General features: G+C 67.5%; 21 protein-coding genes and 2 tRNA genes. 8 read left to right on the plus strand and 15 right to left on the minus strand.

What is annotated here, in order from left to right:
• The first annotated feature begins 79 nt into the window (after positions 1–79).
• Entirely contained in the window at positions 80–259 is a 180-nt protein-coding gene (locus A3ES_RS0110145; RefSeq protein ID WP_157630429.1) for a hypothetical protein, read from the plus strand.
• On the opposite strand, the gene A3ES_RS0110150 is transcribed toward A3ES_RS0110145, so the two are convergent.
• From A3ES_RS0110150 to A3ES_RS0110165, 5 genes are read right to left on the minus strand one after another with little or no spacing between them, the layout of a single operon-like run.
• Positions 237–1271 carry an S-adenosylmethionine:tRNA ribosyltransferase-isomerase gene (locus A3ES_RS0110150; RefSeq protein WP_020386693.1) on the minus strand — a complete coding sequence of 345 codons (1035 nt, stop codon included), beginning with the start codon at positions 1269–1271 and terminating at the stop codon, positions 237–239. The genes A3ES_RS0110145 and A3ES_RS0110150 overlap by 23 nt on opposite strands.
• On the minus strand, positions 1268–1987 hold the full coding sequence (locus A3ES_RS0110155) for an SDR family NAD(P)-dependent oxidoreductase (RefSeq protein ID WP_020386694.1): 720 nt from the start codon (positions 1985–1987) through the stop codon (positions 1268–1270). The genes A3ES_RS0110150 and A3ES_RS0110155 overlap by 4 nt, the downstream gene beginning before the upstream one ends.
• 38 nt (positions 1988–2025) lie before the next feature.
• Positions 2026–2445 (minus strand): discoidin domain-containing protein, encoded by a 420-nt coding sequence (locus A3ES_RS55465; protein ID WP_202806477.1) that lies wholly within the window; start codon positions 2443–2445, stop codon positions 2026–2028.
• 4 nt (positions 2446–2449) lie between these two features.
• On the minus strand, positions 2450–3745 hold the full coding sequence (locus A3ES_RS46780) for a glycosyl hydrolase family 28-related protein (protein WP_051084677.1): 1296 nt from the start codon (positions 3743–3745) through the stop codon (positions 2450–2452).
• 12 nt (positions 3746–3757) lie between these two features.
• The gene (locus A3ES_RS0110165; RefSeq protein WP_020386696.1) at positions 3758–5383 is read right to left on the minus strand and encodes an FAD-binding oxidoreductase; all 1626 of its coding nucleotides are present in this window, start codon (positions 5381–5383) and stop codon (positions 3758–3760) included.
• An 84-nt stretch (positions 5384–5467) separates the two neighbouring features.
• On the opposite strand from A3ES_RS0110165, the gene A3ES_RS0110170 reads away from it, so the two are divergent.
• The 3 genes from A3ES_RS0110170 (at position 5468) to A3ES_RS0110180 (ending at position 8644) form a co-directional block, all read left to right on the plus strand.
• Entirely contained in the window at positions 5468–6100 is a 633-nt protein-coding gene (locus tag A3ES_RS0110170) for a TetR/AcrR family transcriptional regulator (RefSeq protein ID WP_020386697.1), read from the plus strand.
• On the plus strand, positions 6097–7644 hold the full coding sequence (locus tag A3ES_RS0110175) for a glycerol-3-phosphate dehydrogenase/oxidase (protein WP_020386698.1): 1548 nt from the start codon (positions 6097–6099) through the stop codon (positions 7642–7644). Before A3ES_RS0110170 ends, A3ES_RS0110175 begins: the two co-directional genes overlap by 4 nt.
• 79 nt (positions 7645–7723) lie before the next feature.
• Positions 7724–8644 (plus strand): DUF4328 domain-containing protein, encoded by a 921-nt coding sequence (locus A3ES_RS0110180; protein ID WP_157630430.1) that lies wholly within the window; start codon positions 7724–7726, stop codon positions 8642–8644.
• Here the strand turns inward: A3ES_RS0110180 and A3ES_RS0110185 are convergent.
• Both A3ES_RS0110185 and A3ES_RS0110190 read right to left on the minus strand, forming a co-directional pair.
• Positions 8627–9391 (minus strand): protein phosphatase 2C domain-containing protein, encoded by a 765-nt coding sequence (locus A3ES_RS0110185; protein ID WP_020386700.1) that lies wholly within the window; start codon positions 9389–9391, stop codon positions 8627–8629. The two genes, A3ES_RS0110180 and A3ES_RS0110185, sit on opposite strands and share 18 nt — an antisense overlap.
• 4 nt (positions 9392–9395) lie before the next feature.
• The gene (locus tag A3ES_RS0110190) at positions 9396–10307 is read right to left on the minus strand and encodes an NAD-dependent epimerase/dehydratase family protein (protein WP_237744903.1); all 912 of its coding nucleotides are present in this window, start codon (positions 10305–10307) and stop codon (positions 9396–9398) included.
• 76 nt (positions 10308–10383) lie between these two features.
• Between A3ES_RS0110190 and A3ES_RS0110195 the strand changes: the two genes are divergently transcribed.
• Positions 10384–10995, plus strand: coding sequence for a pentapeptide repeat-containing protein (locus A3ES_RS0110195; protein ID WP_020386702.1), 612 nt, complete (start codon positions 10384–10386; stop codon positions 10993–10995).
• 86 nt (positions 10996–11081) lie between these two features.
• Here A3ES_RS0110195 and A3ES_RS51155 read toward each other — a convergent pair whose 3' ends face one another.
• A complete protein-coding gene (locus tag A3ES_RS51155; protein ID WP_020386703.1) occupies positions 11082–11720 on the minus strand; it encodes a VanZ family protein in 639 nt (212 codons plus the stop codon).
• Positions 11721–11748: 28 nt separating this feature from the next.
• Positions 11749–11871 carry a hypothetical protein gene (locus A3ES_RS56705; RefSeq protein WP_272944608.1) on the minus strand — a complete coding sequence of 41 codons (123 nt, stop codon included), beginning with the start codon at positions 11869–11871 and terminating at the stop codon, positions 11749–11751.
• Between the two features lie 311 nt (positions 11872–12182).
• Here A3ES_RS56705 and A3ES_RS0110205 point away from each other — a divergent pair, with 311 nt between their 5' ends.
• Positions 12183–12650, plus strand: a complete 468-nt coding sequence (locus A3ES_RS0110205; RefSeq protein WP_020386704.1) for a GNAT family N-acetyltransferase — start codon at positions 12183–12185, stop codon at positions 12648–12650.
• 261 nt (positions 12651–12911) lie between these two features.
• Here A3ES_RS0110205 and A3ES_RS51160 read toward each other — a convergent pair whose 3' ends face one another.
• Positions 12912–13229 carry a hypothetical protein gene (locus tag A3ES_RS51160; RefSeq protein ID WP_020386705.1) on the minus strand — a complete coding sequence of 106 codons (318 nt, stop codon included), beginning with the start codon at positions 13227–13229 and terminating at the stop codon, positions 12912–12914.
• Between the two features lie 159 nt (positions 13230–13388).
• On the opposite strand from A3ES_RS51160, the gene A3ES_RS0110215 reads away from it, so the two are divergent.
• Together A3ES_RS0110215 and A3ES_RS0110220 are read left to right on the plus strand one after the other, a co-directional pair.
• The gene (locus A3ES_RS0110215) at positions 13389–13718 is read left to right on the plus strand and encodes a nucleoside triphosphate pyrophosphohydrolase family protein (RefSeq protein WP_020386706.1); all 330 of its coding nucleotides are present in this window, start codon (positions 13389–13391) and stop codon (positions 13716–13718) included.
• A 31-nt stretch (positions 13719–13749) separates the two neighbouring features.
• The gene (locus A3ES_RS0110220; RefSeq protein WP_020386707.1) at positions 13750–14424 is read left to right on the plus strand and encodes an alpha/beta hydrolase; all 675 of its coding nucleotides are present in this window, start codon (positions 13750–13752) and stop codon (positions 14422–14424) included.
• Between the two features lie 545 nt (positions 14425–14969).
• Here A3ES_RS0110220 and A3ES_RS0110230 read toward each other — a convergent pair.
• The 5 genes from A3ES_RS0110230 to gyrA form a co-directional block, all read right to left on the minus strand.
• A tRNA-Ala gene (locus A3ES_RS0110230) sits at positions 14970–15042 on the minus strand.
• A 13-nt stretch (positions 15043–15055) separates the two neighbouring features.
• The gene (locus A3ES_RS55995) at positions 15056–15187 is read right to left on the minus strand and encodes a DLW-39 family protein (protein WP_020386709.1); all 132 of its coding nucleotides are present in this window, start codon (positions 15185–15187) and stop codon (positions 15056–15058) included.
• 31 nt (positions 15188–15218) lie between these two features.
• Positions 15219–15292 (minus strand) — tRNA-Ile (locus tag A3ES_RS0110240).
• Between the two features lie 106 nt (positions 15293–15398).
• Positions 15399–16421 (minus strand): DUF3566 domain-containing protein, encoded by a 1023-nt coding sequence (locus A3ES_RS53425; protein ID WP_085955553.1) that lies wholly within the window; start codon positions 16419–16421, stop codon positions 15399–15401.
• Positions 16421–19072 (minus strand): DNA gyrase subunit A, encoded by a 2652-nt coding sequence (gyrA, locus tag A3ES_RS0110250; protein ID WP_020386711.1) that lies wholly within the window; start codon positions 19070–19072, stop codon positions 16421–16423. Before gyrA ends, A3ES_RS53425 begins: the two co-directional genes overlap by 1 nt.
• Between the last annotated feature and the right edge of the window lie 34 nt (positions 19073–19106).

Genomic DNA, 19106 nt, shown 5'->3' on the forward strand with positions numbered 1-19106 from the left:
TCTTGCAGGTAAGGACATTCATGATGCAAAAAGACGAGTGGTGGAGGCTAGGGCACAAACCCGAGTGGTGGAGGCTGCGGTGAGTCCGCGGGCGGTCGACAAGCGGGCCCGGCCAGGTAACGAGGACACCCCGGCACCTGCCGGACCATCGACAACGCTCACCCCCGCCGACTTCGAGACGGCCGACCCGGCCGAGGTCGAGGCGGTCGACGACGGGGCGAAGGACGGCGGCAAGGTCAAGGACGGAGCAGCAGGCTGACGTCTCCGAACTCATGCCACAGGTAGGACTGTTCGAGGGCGGCGTCGTAGGCACGCTGGACGACGTCGCCCCCGACCACCGATTCCAGCAGCAGGAGATGAGATGCCTCCGGCGCATGCATGCCGGTGATCAGCCCGTCCACGACGGCCGCCGGATGGTCAGGCCCGAGCACCAGGTCGGTCCACCCCTTCGACGCAGCCACCGACCCATCGGGTTGCGCGGCCGACTCGATGGCACGAACCGCTGTAGTACCGACAGCGATCACCCGACCGCCATTGGCCTGCACCCAGTTCACCAACCGCGCAGTGTGCTCCGGTGCGTCGTACCGCTCGGGCAACGGCGCTTCGTGGCTCTCCAGCGAGGACACCCCGCAGTGCAGCAGGATCGGAGCGATCAGTACTCCGGCTGACGCCAACTGACTCACCAGCTCGAAGCTGAACGGCCTGCCTGCGCTGGGCATCTCCGCAGAGCCCGGCTGGTTCGCGAACACCGTCTGGTAGAGCGCCAACGGCCACCGCTGGCCGACGTACTTGTAGGTGATCGGACGGCCGTTCCTCCGCAGGTAGCCGACCACGTCAGCCACTGGCGGCTTGGCCCGCCACAGCCGGGTACTACTCGGCTCGTAGGGCTCCAGCAGCGTCAGTACTCCTTCAGGCAGCTCTACCTGGTCGCCTGTTGAGCCACCGAACATAGGCGAGCCGCCGTTGCGCAGCTCGACTACCCAGGAGCCGTCGTCGAGCGCTGTCGAGAAGTGGACAACTACTGGGGCGACACCCGAGCCGGTGATCCAGGAGCCCTCTACAGCGGCAGCCATCGTTCCCGAGGTGTTCACCAGGAGCAGATCACCAGGACGAAGGTGCTCGCCGATCCGGTCGAACCTGGTGTGCGTGACGGTCGACCCCTCCGCGACCAGCAGCTTCACCTGGTCCCGCGCGAGTCCGCGGGCCTCCGGTGGTTCGACCGCGTTCAATTCGTCAGGCAACGTGAAGCGGGTCTGTGGATGGAGTCTCACGAAGTCACCGCCGGAGCGAACTCGGCTGCCCGGTAGCGACCACTCGCAGGCCGGCTGTCCAGCAACTGCAGGAACGCCGGTACTACGGTCGCCGGCTCGGGCCGGTCCGAGATGTCCTCGCCAGGGAACGCCGCCTGGTGCATCGCAGTACGGAGGTCACCTGGGTCGATCGCGTACACGGCCAGTCCAGGGTGCTCTGCGGCCAGTACTGCGCTCGCGTGGTCCAGCGCGGCCTTTGCCGAGCCGTAGCCACCCCAGCCTTCGTAGGCCTCGACTGCCGCGTCGGAGCTGATGTTGATCACCGTCCCGGAGGCGGCAGCCAGTTCGGGCAGCAGCGCCTGAGTCAGCGCGACCGGAGCGATCACGTCGACCTCGTAGACGCGGCGCAGCTCATTCAGATCGGCCGCGGCAAACCGCTGCAGCGGACTGGCCCCGAGGTAGCTGGCGTTGTTGACGAGCAGATCGAGCCGACCAAGCTCGCCGACAGCATCGACGAGGTCGGCCCGGTGCTCGGGATCGGTGACATCACCGGCGAGCGGTACTACGTCGGTGCGGTCGGCGAGTGCGTCGGCCGCGTCCTTGAGGGCATCGGCGCCACGGGAGTCGATGATCAGCGCCCAGCCACGGTCGGCCAGTCCGTGCGCCAATGCGAGGCCGAGACCGGCGGAAGCGCCGGTGATGAGAGCGACGGGACGGGTCAGGGATTCAGGAGTCATACCCGCCACTCTCATACTTCAAGCGGACTTGAGGTCAACTATAGATCTCGTACTCCGACAGCTGACCCGCCGGCCAGCCTGTGTTGCCGGTGAAGGTGAGGCGGACGTGGCGCGTGTTCACCGCCGTCGACAAGGTGATCGTCGCCGTGTTGCCTGCGCCCGGGTCGAAGGTGCGACCGGTGGCCGCGGCCAGCTGGCTGTACGCCGAACCGTTGGTGCTGCCGAGTACCGCGAATGGTCTGGGTGCGTGCACCCCAGGCCGGCGGAAGCTTCAGCACCAGCCGCTTCACGTTCTGGTTGCTCCCAAGGTCAACGGTCAGCGACTGCGGCCAACTGTTGTTGGCGCTCTCCCAGTAGCTGTTCGCGTTGCCGTCGACAGTGTTGCCCGCAACGTAGTTCTGCACAGTGCTCGTCGCGGTCACCGGCCGGCCCGCAGCGAGGTTGCCTGTCGGCGGCACAGGGTCACCACCGTTGCCCGGCTCGACCCAGTTGCAGCCGCTCCAGGTGGAGTCCCAGCCGCCGTTGCCACTTCCGCGATTGATGGTGAGCGCGCCACTCGGATAGCCACAGTTGTAGACCCCGGCCCGTCCGACACCACTCGCCGAGACGTTGCTGATGGTCGCGGTACCGGTTGTTTCGGCCTGGAAGGCGAAGGTGCCGGCGCCTTCGATCGTGCCGCCGTCGATGGTCACGTTCTGAACCCGTCGCCCGGCGCCACCGCCGTCCACGAACTGGTACGCCGACCACGGGCTGGCCACCAACCGGTTGTTGACGAATCGCACCTGCGCGCTGATCTGGCTGTCGTACGCGTCCACCCGGATCGCGCCGTGCGGATGGTTCTGCCCCCAGTTCGGGTTCATCGCGCCGGTCCGGATCAGGGTGTTGCCGGTGACGTTGATCGTCCCCGCGAGCGGGAAGAACGGCGAGGCCGTCGGCGGTCATGTCGTAGAACCGGTTGTTCTCGACCACCAGGTTGTCGTTGTTGCCGGTCAGCCAGAGCCCGACCTTGAGGTGCTGCAACCACAGCCCAGAGACGATCGAGTTCGGGCCGAGGCTGCCGTTGACGAAGTTGTCCGGCGACTGGTCGTTCCGCTCGGTCACCTCGCCGATCACCGCGAAGTCGTGCAGCCGCACGTTGCCGCCGCCGTTCGGGCGGTCGATCAGGTGATGGCTGAGCAGTGTCGAGTGCCAGCGCCCGGCACCGCGGATCGTCACGCCGTCGGGGTTGATCGTGCCACCGACCCGGAACCGGCCGGCCGGGATCCACACGGTGCCACCAGTACCGCGGGCCGATTCGATCGCGTTCTGGATCGCGCCGGTCGAGTCGGTGGCGCCGTTCGGGTCGGCGCCGCGATCGGTGATCGAGATCGAGCCACCAGGCTGGCCGGCCGGTCCGGCGACATGCTCGAACTCGACGTCGTCGATCGTGTACGGCCCGGCGGTGTTCTCGCCATCGACCTGCAGTTTGATCTTGGCCCCTGCGTTGACGGTCTGGCCGAGTTGCAGACGGGCGTGGTCGTAGAGCTTGTGAGTTCGCGACCCGGCGATCCAGCCGGTGTCGACATAGCTGTACTTCGCCGTCACCGCGAGCTGCTGCGAAAGCTTCTGGCCGTTGACGTAGACCGACAAGGTGCCGCTGCGGCCATCCGGAACGGAGTACGCGACGTTGATGGCGTTGGTCGTTCCGGGGGCGGTGAACTCGACGTACTGGCCGCCATTGAGGGTGACGGCCTGCCGGTAGGACGGAGCTAAGCTCACGCAATAGTTCGACTACCTGCTGCAACTTTTCAACAGCTGTTGATACCACTGTGGATACTGGTCAGCTTTGGGCACCAGAATGCCGGGGTTGAGGATGCCGTTCGGGTCGAGGACGCGCTTGATCGAGCGCAGCGCTTCGACCGCCAGTGGGCCGATCTCGGTGGCGTACGCGTCGCGGTGGTCGGTACCGACGCCATGGTGGTGAGTGATCGTGCCGCCCGCGGCCGCTATCGCCTCGCTGGCCGCAGCCTTCGCTTGACGCCATTGCGCGACCGCGTCGTCGGTCTGGGCGGAGATGACGGTGAGGTAGAGCGAGGCGCCGGTCTCGTAGACGTGCGAGACGTGACAGAGCACGATCGGCGGTGTCCCTTGCCCGGACAGCGAGTTGACCAGCGCCTCGGTCACTTTCGCCTTCAGCGCCGGGAGCGTTGACCAGAAGCCGGCGGTCTCGAGCGTCTCGACCAGCGCGCCCTCGTCGAGAAGCGGATCGCGGAGATAGGGAGCGCGGTAGCGACCCTGCCGCCAGGTTTCGCCGGGACCTTCGCCCGCCGACTCGCCGCCTGCCGCTGTCAGTACGTCGGCCACCTCGGCGCGGCGTACCGCAGTACGGGTGCCTTCGAAGCCGACGATCGCGAGGGCTCCGCCGGATCCGCCGCCGAGGACATCGGGGTCGGCGAGGTTGATGGCCGTCTCGGCTTCGTCGGACAGCCGGAGTACGGTCGGCAGCGGGCCGTCCTGGGCGAGCCGGCGGATCGCGGCCAGGCCCTGGTCGAACGAGTCGAACCGCCAGCCTTCGAAGGTCCGCTGCTCGGGGCGCGGGCGGATTCGCAGTACGACGCTGGTGATGATGCCGAGCGAGCCCTCCGAGCCGAGCACGAGCTGGCGGAGATCAGGGCCGGCCGCGGACATCGGCGCGCGGCCGAGCTCGATGGTGCCGCGCGGAGTCGCCAGCGTGAGACCGACAACCATCTGATCGAAGCGGCCGTACCCCGCCGAGGACTGGCCGCTCGATCGCGTCGCCGCATAGCCGCCGATGCTCGCGCCTTCGTAGGACTGCGGGAAGTGCCCGAGCGTGTAGCCGCGCTCGGCGAGCAACGCCTCGGCGGCGGTACCCCGGACGCCGGCCTCGATGGTCGCCGTCCGGGAAACCTCGTCCAGCTCGACCAGCCGATCAAGCCGCCGCAGGTCGACGGCGACGAACGACGTGCCCTGCGGCGCAAGCCCACCGACGACCGAGGTGCCACCGGCGTACGGGACGACGGCGACGTGGTGCTCGGAGCACGCGGTCAGCAGAGCCTGTACTTCGTCGTGCGAGCCGGGGTAGACCACTGCGGCGGGCATGTCTGTGGTGTCGCCCGCACGATGGCGCAGGAGGTCCGGCGTCGAGTAGCCGCGGGTGTGGCCCCACCGCGTCTCGAGATCGGTCTTCACCTGCTCGGGCCCAAGCACCTTCGCCAGCAGTTGCACGATCTCGTCGGTTGCGCCACCTGAGGCAGTGGGCGCGACGGTGGCCGGCGGGCGCCGTACGCCGAGGTGTTTGAGTGCTTCCAACGCGGCGGCAGGGAGTTCGACTTCGGCGGCGGGATCGCCCCAACGGCCGGGCGTGAGGTTGACCACCGGGAGGTCGGACTCGGTCATGGAGGCTCCCCATCTGGGTTCTTCGGAGGTAGCGTCACCGAGGGGTGAAAACCCCGGCAAGTCGCTGATACACTATGACGTGTGATGTCTCAGCGTAGCAGCGAATCCGATACCTCTTCCAGCTCGACGGGCTCGTCCCGTCCGACGCCGGCCAACGCGATCGGCGAGGAGCGGATCCTGGACGCGGCGTACGAACTGCTGCTGGCGATCGGGATGCGCCGGATGACGATGGCCGACATCGCCCGGCACGCGGAGGTCTCCCGCGCCACGCTCTATCGCCGCTGGCCGAATGTGCAGGCGGTGGTCGCCGCGCTGATGACGCGCGAGTGGACCACAGCGCTCGTCTCCGCCTTCCAGCCCGACGCGATCGACGGCCGGGCCCGGCTGGTCGAGGGTGTCGTCGAGGTGGTCGCGAAGACCCGGGTCCACCCGCTGATGCGCAAGATCATCGAGCTGGATCCCGAGTTCCTCACGCCGTACCTGCTGGAGCGGCGCGGCAGCAGCACGGTCGCGCACCTCGCGCTGGTGAAGGCCGGGATCGAGGCCGGCCAGGCGGACGGTTCGATCCGGTCCGGCGATCCCGACTGGCTGTCGCGGCAGATCATCCTGGTCTCACTCGCCTCCGCGGTGTCCGGCCCGGTGCTGGCCGAGCCGAAGGAGTATGCCGAGCTGGACGAGGAACTGCGAGTGATGCTGACCCGGTACCTGACGCCATGAGCATGATCGCCGTCGGCAACGCGAGCCTCAACGCCGCACGGCGGACCCGGGAGCTCGACTGGCTCGACACGACCGGCCGAGTCGACGTCCTGGTGATCGGCGGCGGCGTCACCGGCGCAGGAGTCGCGCTGGACGCGGCGGCGCGCGGTCTCACCGTGGCGCTGGTCGAGAAGCACGATCTTGCCTTCGGCACCAGTCGCTGGAGTTCCAAGCTCGTCCACGGCGGGCTGCGGTATCTCGCTTCCGGACATGTCGGGATCGCCTACGAGAGTGCGGTCGAGCGCGGCATCCTGATGAAGACGACGGCGCCTCATCTCGTGCACCCGGTGCCGCAGGTCGCGCCCTGGTTTCCACAGGCCAAGTTCGCGCAGGCGGCCTTGCTGCGGGGAGCCTTCCTCGGCGGTGACGTCCTCCGCACCTTCGCCCGCACGAGCGATGATCACCTGCCACACTCCCGCCGCGTGAGCTCTGCCGAAGTACTGCGCTACGCACCGACCGTGCGCCCCGAGGGACTGCGCGGCGGCTTCCTCACCTGGGACGGCCAGCTTTACGACGATGCGCGGCTGGTCGTCGCGATCGCGCGCACCGCGGCGTCGTACGGGGCTCGCATCATCACCCATTGCGCGGCGGAGCAGGTGACAGGCCGGGGCGCGGTCCTGGTCGATCAGCTGTCCGGCCGGCGCCTCGATCTCGACGCCGGCATCGTCATCAACGCGGCCGGGATCTGGGCCGGACAAGTTGCCTCAGGCATCAAACTCCGGCCGAGCCGGGGGACGCACCTGGTCTTTCCGCAGTCGGCTTTCGGCGGGCTGTCCGCAGTACTGACCGTGCCGGTGCCGGGGGAGTTGCGGCGAGTGGTGATGGCGATTCCGGCGCCCGACGGCCGGGTCTATGTCGGGCTGACCGATGAGGAAGCGCCCGGTCCGGTCAGCGACGTCCCGCGGGCGACCGAGCCCGAGATCGACTTTCTGCTGACCACGATCAGCGCGGCGGTCCGGGTGCCGCTGACGCGTGCCGACCTGCTCGGTACCTACGCGGGTCTGCGCCCACTGCTCGATACCGGGCATCACAAGGGCGAGAACAAGACGGCTGACATCTCCCGGCGGCATGCGGTGATCACGAGTGCCGATGGGATCGTGACGATCGTGGGCGGGAAGCTGACCACCTATCGGCGGATGGCGGAGGACGCCCTCGACACCGCACTTGACCAGTCGGAGGTCGAAGTACGGCGGCCGTGTCTGACCCATCGGATTCCGCTGGTGGGTGCTGCCGGGCGCGCGCAGTTGGCGGCTGTGCGAGCGCCGGCACGCTTCGTCGAGAAGTACGGCATAGAGGCGACTGACGTGATCGCCGTGGAGCCGGAGTTGCTCGCGCCGATCGCGCCGGGGTTGTCGACGACACATGCCGAGCTACGGTTCGCAGTACGGCATGAAGGGGCGCTGACAGAGGACGACCTGCTCGACCGGCGAACCCGGATCGGGCTGTCCGCAGCTGATCGCGCGCTGGCGGTGCCTGCTGCCCGAGAGGCGTTCGCGGCGGTCTGAAAGTTGCACCAACTGGCCTGTGGACAACTCCTCGGCGCTCCCTTTTGCGGGTTAACTTGTTGGTGGGGAGGTGGGGTCGGTGAGTCAGCCGTATCCGGGGCCGCCCGGGCATTACCCGGCGCCCCATCCGATGATGCCGCCGCTGCGGACGTACAAACCGCTGCGGCGGATCACAGTCGTGTTCCTCGTCCTGATGGTGCTGACGACGATCGTCACCCTGATCCAGGCCGCGCTGATGTGGCGGTCGTACGACGACGTGAAGCGGTTCGTCTACGGGCTGCTGTCCGAGGACGAGGTCGACCGGGCGGCGGCGTCGATCGCCGGCAGCGGTCCGCTGCTCAACCTGGTCGGCCTGCTGTTCCTCAGCACCGGGGTCCTGTTCCTGGTCTGGCTGTGGCAGGCGCGGGAGAACACCGAGGTCTTCACGCCGTCGGCCGGCGTCACCTACCAAGGCGGCCAGCGGCTGGGTAGCGGGATGCACAGGCTCGACCAGGGCTGGGTGATCGGCAGCTGGATCTGTCCGCTCGTCCAGTTCTGGTTCCCGCTGCAGGTGGTCGAGGACGTGGTCCGCGCCAGTGCGCCGACCAAGAAGCCCGGGGCGCGGATCCGGACCTTGCTTTACGGCTGGTGGGCCTCGTGGACGACGTTCTGGGTGATCATCGTCGGCGGCAGCGGCGTCGCTCTGATCAGTTTCTTCGTCTGGATCCTGCGGGTCGTCGACCGCGCGGAAGCGGCCACCGAGAACAGCGACTATCTGGACCTCTACGACCTGCAGGACTTCATGGTCCGGCTGGCCCTCACGGTGAATATCGGCTTCACCGTCGCCGCCGTCCTGCTCGCCGTGGCCGGCGCGGCGATCGTCGTGCTGATGTTCCGCACCAACGCCTGGCAGGAGGAGCGGATGTCCTCGCAGCACGCCGAGCCCCCGGCCGGACCGCCGCAGTACGTGCCACGCCCGGCCTTCCCGTCGTACACGCAGCCGTCACCGTGGCAGCGGTAGCCGGCACAGTACTGCGGTCGCATCGTCATGCCGCTTGCCCCGGAACGTGCCCACGGCCGCATCCGTGTCATACCGCCTGACCTTGTCGATCAGCTTGCGAGGACCAGCCGTGTCGAGCACGTCGACCAGGTCCTCCCACGGGTGCCCGTAGCGCTCGGAGTACCGGGAGGCGCCGTCGGTCAGCACGGCGACCAACTCGACCGCCGCGCGTTCCGTCGTACCGGAGACTGCCTCGTACGCCGCCTTGGGTTCGGTGCTCGCGACCCAGAAGCCACCTGGCTGGTTCCGCAACCGGCGTACGGCCTCGAACGTGTACTCCGGCAGCAGGTCGATCCTGTCGTCCGCCACCACCGTCACGCGCCGATCCGGAGCACGGAGGACGACCGGGGAGTCCGCCAGCACCAGGTGCTCGACCTGCTCGTCGGAGACCCGAAGCATCGCCACGGTCGACGACGGACTGTCAGGGTTGGCCAGATCGCACGTATCCGCATGCTCACCCCGTACTGCGGTGATCGCGTCCGCAAGCAACTCGGCCAGCGGCGACTGCGACCGCCTGAGCAACGGGATCGCGAGCTGAGTCCCCAACCGGGCCACCAGCCAAGCCACCGAGTGCCTGCACCCCGAGTCGATCCCCGCCCCCGCAGTCGCCCCGTCGAGCACGACAACGAAGTCCGGCCCGCTGATCACCAGATCCTCGTTGGGCCCCAGCCGATCCGGAGCGGGCTCACATACCGACCAGTTCTCCACAGGGTCATTCTCGGGGGCGGGCGGTCCAGGTGTCGGTGAGGGACTGGTCGAGGGGGATCTTGCTGGACCAGCCGAGGTGGCTGCTGATCAGGGAGGTGTCGGCCTGCTGCCAGGCGACCGCGGCGGCGGGGGAGCCCGCGTGGCCGGCGTGGGCCTCGGCCTCGACGATCTTCGTGGCGATCCCGCTGAGCTCGACCAGCCGTTGGACCGCGTCTCGGGCCAGCGTCGCCTTACCCGAGCCGACGTTCAGTACCGGCGGTAGCTTGCCCTCCGCCGTCGCGACTGCGACCACCGCCTCGGCGACATCGCGGACGTCGACGTAGTCCCGCCAGGCTTCGAGCGAGCCCAGCTGGATCGTGTCGGTCGTGCCGAGCTGGCGGAGTACCCGGCCGAACAGGGTGCTCTCGGGCGACCCCGGGCCGGTGAGGTTGAAGGAGCGCAGCACGATCGCGTCGGCGCCGTTGCGTTGCGCCCGCAGTACGAGCTCGGAACCGGCCAGCTTGGTGTACCCGTACGCCGCCCCTGGGCGGAGCTCGGCCCGCTCGTCCTGGCTGGTGCCATGCGGCGCACCGCCGTACTCCGCGGCGGAGCCGATCTGGATGAAGCGCGCGTTGCTCGCGTGCCCGTTCATCGAGGAGAGCAGCGCCTGGACGGCGACCACATTGCCGCGGGTGAGTTCGAGGACGTCGCCCTGGGTGGCGGCCGCCGCGTTGACGATCACGGTCGGCTTGTAGAGCCCGAACTGTGTGTCCAGCGCGTAGCAGTGCCCGGTGGCCAGGTCGAAGCGCCGATGCGGATCACCGGTACTGCGCGTGAAGCCGCGGTACTCGATCCCGCGCTCCTCGAGCAGCCGGCAGATCGCACCGCCGAGAAACCCGCCGGCCCCGAACACCATCACTCGCTCTGATCCCGTCACATCTGTCATCCTCCCGTTCGGTCTGAACTTTGTCGGTGGCAGCAGGCAAACTGCGGACTAACGCGAAGGGAGTGCCGTGGCAGATCGCAAAGGTGGCCAGCCCGCACCGAAGACCGAGTCGACGATTCGCGACTGGGACGATGCCGACCCGTCGGGACAGACCTATACCCGGGTGCTGTTCATCGACTCCGACCTGACCGAGGTGAACAACGAGCGCGGGGTGTTCGAGGAATGCACCTTCCGGGGAGTCCGGTTCAACGCGTCGACGCACACCGAGGCGGCCTTCGTGAACTGCACCTTCGTCCGGTGCTCGTTCTTCGACAGCACCTTCACCCGGTGCAAGCTGATGGGCAGCATGTTCGACGACTGCACCTACAACCTGATGAAGGTCGAGGGCGGCGACTGGTCGTTCGTCGGCCTGCCCGGCGCGGACCTGCGCGGAGTCGAGCTGACCGGCACGAAACTGCGGGAGGCCGACCTGACCGGCCTGCGCGCGAGCAAGGCCGTACTGCGCGATCTGGACCTGTCCGGAGCGTGGCTGCATCACGCGGACCTCAGTGGTGCGGACCTGCGCGGCTCCGACCTGTCGACCGTCGACCCGCTGACGGTCGAGCTCAAGAACGCCATCGTCGATCTGCCCCAGGCCATCGTCATCACCACGTCGCTGGGCCTGGATGTGCGGCCCTGACCCGGGCCGTGCCTGTGGATATCTGCAGGGTTATGACCGGTCATCCCCCGGTTCATCCACAACCTGTGGAAAACCATCCAGGCTCCTCACCGCGCCCGGGCGGCGACCGGGCGGGCCTTGGCCAGCACCGGCGCCAGCTCACCCCGGCGATGCCTCGCCGCTGGGCGCCCACGAGTCACGAGTAGCGCGCCGTGCTCCACGACGTACCCGGGATTCGTCAGCGTGATCGGACGGGTGGCCACCCGCAGCGCGACCTGCAGAGCCGCGGCCAGGCCGACACCGGCGAAGGCGCCGAGCGTGTTCGCGATCAGGTCGTGCAGCTGACACGAGCGGCCGAGCGGCGGTATCAGCGCCTGGACCGCCTCGACTGCGGCGGACATTCCGATGCCGGCCGCGATCCCGTCGGCTGGCCGGCCAGTCGCCAGGGTCAGCAGGCCGGCGAGGGGGATGAAGAGCAGGACGTTGAGCAGGCCCTGCATCGAGGTGAGACCACCCGTCGTGGTCAGGTGCGTGCCGCAACTGCCGACACCGGGGAGCCGGTGCGCGGTCGGGCTGAGCGTGGCGGCGAGGATCAGCGCGAAGGCTGCGGGCATCAGCAGGGAGGCGACCCGGGGAACCACGTCACCCGGCCGGCGGATCGACGAGATGGCGATCGGAATCGCCATCCCGGTCAGCACAACCCAGGTGTCCAGCAGGTGCGGGATGCCGCGATAGGTCTCGAGCACTCGTCCGGAACCTCCGTGGTCGACCGACTCACGCAGTACCGGTGGGTGCCCGCGCGATGACGCCGTCAGTGGTTTGCCCGATGTCTTCCTCCACAGAGACTCCGGCGTCCACACAGGCGACCGCTAGGTCAGTCAGGACATCTGCACGCACCCGCAAACAAACAGTGAGTTCCTCGTGACAATCCGTACCACAATCGATGCATCAGGCAACAAAAGATTTGTAGCCTCGGGCAACGGATTGGACTATCCGGCCGACCCGGTGATCGTGGCGAGCACTGAACCGCCACGGTCTCAACTTTCCGCACCTGGCGAGCAACCACATTGTCCGTAGAGGGCAACGCGACAGGCACGGCCCCGTGCCTCTTGCCCCGCACCCAGGTCCCGGCCAGACTTCAGTTCACATCTGGGGACACGATCGACCGACAAGGCTCGGAGGCGACCGAGGTGATCACGTGCCTGGAAATGACCTCTCTGGACCAACTCGTCCCGGGCGAGACGCCACCGGTACCGGTGGAGCTGACCGAGGTCGGCGCGGAGTCGGCCGCCGTAGTCCGCTCGACCTACGTCCGGATCTGGGCACCACTCAGGGCCCACGGCCGGATGGAGTGGAGCGACGAGGAGTGGGGGGCCGAACTGTCCCACCCGGCCATCCGAACCTGGCTAGCCCGCGTGGAGGGCAACACCGCCGGCTTCGTCGAACTGGAACGCGGCACCAAGGGTGACGTCGGAATCGTGGTCTTCGGCCTCGTACCGGAGTACCAGGGCAAGGGCCTGGGCGCCGCCTTCCTGACCAGCGCAACCCAGAAGGCCTGGAAAATCGGCACCCCAACCAAGCGAGTCTGGCTCCAAACCTCCTCCGAAGACCACGCCCACGCCCTCAACAACTACCAACGCCGAGGCTTCCACACCTTCTCCACCAAACCCCAGTAGCGAGCCGGACCTCCGCCACTCACAAACCTCCCGTTTCCACCCGGGTGGATGCCTGTGCACGCCTGGCCGGGTGCGATCAGCCGAGGTTTGTGAGTGGCTGCGGTCCGGCCCAATGCGACGACCGCACGCTGAACATCACGAACTCCGGCTGTAGGACTAGTCGTCCTTGTGGTTGTTGACGTTGATCAGATTGCCGTCGGGGGCGCGCACGAAGAATCTCCGCAAACCCCAGGGTTCAGTGGTTAAACCATTCTTTTTGCGCTACGCCGAATCAGTCCAGGTTTTTGCTGTGGCGTCGGTGGGTCGTTCGGTGATCGTGTGGCGGTAGGCGTCAGCGTCGAAGCGGTACTCCACCAAGTCCGCGGGGTCGTGCTGCCACCGCTCAGTTTCGGAGTCGAACCAGGAGAAGGCGAAGTCCGACCAGACCACTTCGCGCTCGGAGTACGTGATGCGAGCGGTCAGCGCGCCACACATGACGTCGCCGCACTCTGGGCAGACATACAGTGCTACGCGGTCGTCGACATCCGGTGGTACTTCACCCAGCAGCCGCCGAGCCGCAAGGTCGTCCTGCTCGGGCACGAACCATCCCAGGCACGAGATGAGATCTTGCTTGTGACCCCGGACAACGGCCGTCCACCGACCTGGAACTCAAGAAGCCGTCGCGTCTGAACGGCGGAAGTGGCCTCCCGGTCACCCCAGGCGAGATCCAAGCGCATCCGACCAGAATATCGTTGCGCCATGGATCTGAACGACTATCAGAAGGCAGCCCTTCGCACCGCTGCACCGAAGGAGAAGCACAACGAGTTGTTTCACCTTCTGCTCGGGTTGGTAGGTGAAACAGGTGAGATCGCCGAAAAGGCCGAGAAGATCGTGCGCGACCAGAACAGCGACTTCTCTCAGTGGGACATCGAGGATCTGACCAAGGAACTCGGTGACACGCTGTGGTACGTCGCTGTCATCGCGGACTACTTCGGTGTCCCGCTGGAAGACGTTGCCCAACTCAACATTGCGAAGCTCGCCGACCGGCAGAACCGAGCGATGCTAGGCGGCAGCGGCGACAACCGTTAGCTGCAACCGCTGAGAGATCGAGGTGTGAGTCATGGATGACCAATCAACCCCCGCCCCGATAGCGGGGGAGCTCGTCACCGAGACCTTTGAGTACGACGGTGGCCGGCAGGTCACGGTGTACGTACCGCTGGATCCACCCGAGGCAGTCGTGTTCGCCGGTGACGGTCAGCTGATCTCGCAGTGGGGCGGGTACCTCGAGGCCGCCGACGTACCGCCCACGATGATCGTCGGTGCCCACCGGACGGACGATTCGGATGAGATGGTGCGCATCCGTGAGTACTCACCATCGTTCGACGAGGAACGGTTCGCCGCACACGAGAGCTTCTTCGTCGAGGACGTCCGCCAATGGGTGAAATCGCGCTTCGACATCGCCCTGCCCGCCGAACGCACCGCAGTGTGCGGCGTATCAGCGAGTGGAGAACTCTCCCTCGCATTGGGACTTCGGCACCCAGACATCTACGGGGCAGTCTTCTCAGCCTCGCCAGGCGGCGGCTACCGCCCACCTGCCGAAATGCCAAGCCCGCTACCCCGCACCTACCTCGTCGCCGGCACCCTAGAACCGTTCTTCCACGAGAACGCAACCCGCTGGGCAGACGCGCTACGCGACGGAGCAGACGTCGTGATGACAGAACGCCTCGGCAACCACGGCGACCCCTTCTGGGCAGCCGAGTTCCCACTGATGGTCGCATGGGCGTTTGGACCCTGAACCAGCCCGGTCTGCGACCCTCGAAAGCGCGGATCGCGGTATGTCCGAGCACTAGTGGTAGCGCAACCTGGTCGCGTGTGTCAGGCTTCCCGCCGTGATCAGATCGCCAGCCGTTCGCCGCCTGCTAATGGTGCTGGCGATCGCCCTGCCCGTCGCGGCTATCTGGTTGGCGTTCGATAACCCTGACATTCACGGCACCAGCCGAGGGAACGATTACACCTGCCTCGCGCCCTACGACACAGTGCTGAACGGGGCCGACAACTTTCCCGGAGGCGATCCGCCACCAGACGGGGAGGACATCGCACGCCGATGCCGCCAGGCGGGTCAACACCGATTCGGTCTGGCTGTAGGCAGCGGCTCCGCGACCGTGGCTGCTGGCGTTGCTATGCTCGCCGTTCGCCGCCGACAGCCGAGCGTCGAGCACTGATCAAATCAAACCCGTGCGCACATCGGCAGATCCGTGCGTTGCTCCGACACGTGAACAGACTTCTAGCCTGTCGCGGTCCGGCTCCAAATGTGGCCGTGACCTTGGGGAGATACTGCGGTGGAGACGAGGGGACTCGAACCCCTAACCCCTGCCTTGCAAAGGCAGTGCTCTGCCAGTTGAGCTACGCCCCCGTGGGGGTGTGTTTCAGCGGCCCGGGGTGACCGGGTCGACGGCCTCGGCCCAGAGGTCCTGCTCGGCGCGGGACTGCTGGGTCTTCTTGTAGACGAAGTATCCACCGACGCTGGCCAGCAGGACCAGCAGAACCTTCTTCAGCATCGGGTCTCCTTGGATCGGTGTCGATCAGGGGTGGGCCTAACAGGATTTGAACCTGTGACCTCTGCCTTATCAGGGCAGCGCTCTAACCAACTGAGCTATAGGCCCGCATCGCGGGGTCGAACCCGGGAGAGATTACCGCACTCGGCGCCTGTCTCCCAAACCGGTTCCGGTCGGGCCGTACTCCGGTCCGACCGAACCCGGCTCTGCGGCCTCAGTCCTCCGAGGCCAACGTCACTTCGAGGCCGCCCAGCAGGGTGGCCGCGATGTTGTAGAGGAACGATCCGAGCGTCGCCAGCGCGGTGATGATCAGCACGTCGGCACAGGCCAGCAGGGTGGTGAATCCCATCACCTTGCCGGTGTTGATGTAGTTCTCGATCGCGAACGGCTCGGCTTCGGTGGTGCCGAGTACCTCGCGCACCGTGTTGTTGATGTTGTCGAAGACGCCGGCCGCACCGATCGCGGACCAGACGATGAAGACGGCCACCCAGGTGACGATGCCGAACGCGATCGACAGCAGGAACGCGGTCTTCATCACCGACCACGGATCGAGCCGCGACACCCGCAGCCGCGCCTTGCGGGTCTGCGGCCGGCCCGAGGGCTTCGCGACAGGCTGGACGACCCGCTCGGGGGTCGCGCGCTTGGCCGTCGGCTCCGCGGCCAGTGCGGGCGGTGCCGGCGGAGCGGCCGGTGCCGCCTGCGGCTGCTTCGGCTGCTTCGCGGAGTCCTTCAGCGCGCTGGCCCGGTCGAGCACGGCCTGCTTGGCCGCGTTCAGCTTGTCCCCGAAGGTCTCGTTCGGAGTGTGGGTCGGGGTCGCCAACTTCCCCGTCTGCCCGTACGCCGATCCGCCGGGCTGGCCACCACTCGCCGGCAGCCGCGGCTCCGGGCGGCCCGGAGTACTGGGTGCTGGTCGCGGAGTGGTCGGTGCAGACCCGGCCGCGAACGGTGTCGATCCCGCGGCCGGTCTGACCGGCGGCTGCTGCGGTGGTCGCGCTGGCTGGGCAGTGGACCCACCCGGCGCCGACGGTCCGCCCGGACGAGGCTGCTGACGCGTCTCGCCGGGCCGCGGGCCGCTCGCAGTACCGGGTCTGGGCTGCTGGCCGTTGCCGTTCGTATTGCTACGGGAGGCCGGGGTGGCCGGTGGGGTGGACTGACCCGTCCCGGAGCCGCTCTGCGGCCGCTGGGACTTGGGGCTGTCCGCTCCATCAGGCCAGGTCGGCCTCGCGCGGTTGGTCATCAGGTGCCCTCCTGGCCGGCTTCGTCATCTTCGACCGTAGCCGCGCCATCGACGTCCGTCGAATGCTGGTCATCTGTGCTGACGCTCCCAGGGGTGGTTTCGGTTGTCGCCCCGTCCACATCCTGGGCAACTTCTTCCGCACCCTCGACGCTTTCGAGTTCTTCGTCGCTCACCGCGAGGTCGGTGTTACGGGCGATCGCGACGACGGCATCGGACTCGCCGACCCCGGCGAACTTCACGCCCATCGTGTCGCGGCCCTTCACCGGCACACTGTCCACCCGGCTGCGGACGACCTGGCCGCTGTTCTTGATCGCGAGCACCTGGTCGGCGTCGACGACGATCAGCGCGCCGACCAGCGAACCGCGCTCGTCGTTCAGCTTGACCGCCTTGATGCCCAGCCCGCCACGACCCTGCTGCCGGTACTCCGATACGCGGCTGCGCTTGGCGTAGCCCGCGTCGGTCACGGTGAAGACGTACTGCGTGTCCTCCTCCGAGCCGGCCTGGATGACGGCCATCGACAGCAGCTCGTCGCCGTGTCGGAACTTCATCCCGGTCACGCCGGAGGTGGCCCGGCCCATCGGCCGCAGCTGCTCGTCGTTCGCGGTGAAGCGGATCGACTGGCCCTTCCGGGAGACCAGCATCAGGTCGTCCTCGGCCGAAGCCAGCTCGGCGCCGATCAGCTCGTCGTCCTCGTCGCGGAAGTTGACCGCGATGATGCCGCTCTGCCGGGCCGAGTCGTAGTCGGTCAGCGCCGACTTCTTCACCAGGCCGCGCTTGGTGGCGAGCAGCAGGTACGGCTCCTGCTCGTAGTCGCGCAGCGTCAGAACCTGCGCGATCTCCTCATCCGGCTGGAAGGACAGCAGGCCGGCCACGTGCGAGCCCTTGGCGTCGCGCGCCGATTCCGGCAGCTGCCACACCTTGGCCCGGTAGACCCGGCCCTTGGTGGTGAAGAACAGCATCCAGTGGTGGTTCGTGGTGGCGAAGAAGTGCCCGATCTCGTCCTCGGCCCGCATGGTCGCCCCGCGGACGCCCTTTCCGCCACGGTTCTGGGTGCGGTACAGGTCGGTCTTGGTGCGCTTCGCGTAGCCGCCGCGGGTGATCGTGACGATCACTTCCTCGTCCGGGACCAGGTCCTGGACAGACAGGTCGCCATCGGCCGCGATGATCTCGGTACGCCGCTCGTCGCCGTACCGCTCGACGATCTCGGCCAGCTCGTCGCGGACGATGTTCCGCTGCCGGACCGGGTCGGCGAGGATGTCCTCGAGGTCGGCGATGACGACCTCGAGCTCGTTCAGCCGGTCGATGATCTTCTGCCGCTCCAGGGCGGCCAGCCGGCGCAGCTGCATGTCCAGGATCGCCTGCGCCTGGATCTCGTCGATCTCCAGCAGCGAGATCAGGCCGCCGCGGGCCTCCTCGACGTCCGGGCTGCGGCGGATCAGCGCGATGACCTCGTCCAGCGCGTCCAGCGCCTTCACCAGACCGCGGTAGATGTGCGCCTGCTTCTCGGCCTCACGGAGGCGGTACCGGGTCCGCCGCTGAATGACCTCGATCTGGTGGTCGATCCAGTGCGTGATGAACAGGTCCACGCTGAGCGTGCGCGGTACGCCGTCGACCAGCGCGAGCATGTTGCAGCCGAAGGTGTCCTGCAGCTGGGTGTGCTTGTAGAGGTTGTTCAGCACGACCCGCGGCTGGGCGTCGCGCTTCAGCACGATCACCAGGCGCTGACCGGTCCGGGACGAGGTGTCGTCGCGGATGTCGGCGATGCCGGTCATCTTGCCGGTGTTCACCAGTTCGGCGATCTTCTGCGCCAGGTTGTCCGGGTTGACCATGTAGGGCAGCTGGCTGACGACCAGGCTGGTCCGGCCCTTGGCGTCCTCCTCGACGTCCACGACCGCGCGCATCGTGACCGAGCCACGGCCGGTGCGGTAGGCGTCGTCGATGCCCTTGTAGCCGACGATCAGGGCGCCGTTCGGGAAGTCCGGTCCCTTGATGTTCTCCATGCACGCTGCCAGGACCTCTTCCTGGGTGGCGTCCGGGTGCTCGAGGCACCACTGCGCCGCGGCGGCAACCTCGCGCAGGTTGTGCGGAGGGATCATCGTCGCCATGCCGACCGCGATCCCGGCCGAGCCGTTCACCAGCAGGTTCGGGAACCGGCTGGGCAGGATCACCGGCTCCTGCGAGCGGCCGTCGTAGTTGGGGCGGAAGTCGACCGTCTCCTGGTCGATGTCGCGCACCATCTCCATCGCCAGCGGCGCCAGCCGGCACTCGGTGTACCGCATCGCGGCCGCCGGGTCGTTACCCGGCGAACCGAAGTTGCCCTGGCCCTGGATCATCGGGGCACGCATCACCCAAGGCTGCGCGAGCCGGACCAGGGTGTCGTAGATCGCCGAGTCGCCGTGCGGGTGGTACTGACCCATCACGTCACCGACGACGCGTGAGCACTTGGAGAAGCCGCGATCCGGGCGGTAGCCACCGTCGTACATCGCGTAGAGGATGCGGCGGTGCACCGGCTTGAGGCCGTCACGGACCTCGGGCAGCGCGCGGCCGACGATGACGGCCATCGCGTAGTCGAGGTACGACTGCTGCATCTCCGTCTGCAGATCGAGGGGCTCGATCCGGTCGTGTCCCGGAGAAATGGGGGTCTCGGTCATCTGGTGCTCGTCCCGTTCGTGTCAGTACGTCGGT

Origin of the sequence: Kribbella catacumbae DSM 19601 (assembly GCF_000372465.1) — a bacterium.
Taxonomy (GTDB): Bacteria; Actinomycetota; Actinomycetes; order Propionibacteriales; family Kribbellaceae; genus Kribbella; species Kribbella catacumbae.